Source organism: Lyngbya sp. CCY1209, from assembly GCF_035615495.1.
Lineage (GTDB): Bacteria > Cyanobacteriota > Cyanobacteriia > Cyanobacteriales > Microcoleaceae > Limnospira.
The window spans coordinates 1-297 of sequence record NZ_JAJENU010000203.1 but is presented as its reverse complement, the minus strand read 5'-3'; the positions used below and the strand labels follow the sequence as shown (position 1 = coordinate 297).

Below are 297 nucleotides of genomic sequence, written 5' to 3'. Positions count from 1 at the left end.
AACCCCATACTGGCTCTTGTCCAATGGTCGATTAGACAAGTAGTGAAGGCTATAGCCGCAAGTGTAAGCGCAAGCCAGATGGGGGTGAGATGTAACCAAAAGCCAACGCCCAGATGTAATGTTTGGGATATGCAGACAGGTTACGGTTCAGACGTAAGATGGAGACTCGAATAGCAATAATGGCGAGGTCTAGACAAACCAAAGGATTCGGTAAGCCGAAACCAACGGTCACTAAGAATGCATGGAGAGCTATCAATTGGGCGAAAGTCCAGCGGATGGTTTTCAAGTTGCAAAAGC

The 297-nt window shown here is 47.5% G+C and carries 1 pseudogene; it reads left to right on the top strand.

What is annotated here, in order from left to right:
* Positions 1-179: 179 nt before the first annotated feature.
* Positions 180-297: pseudogene (locus tag LKE08_RS03885) on the top strand (reverse transcriptase); the annotation flags it as partial.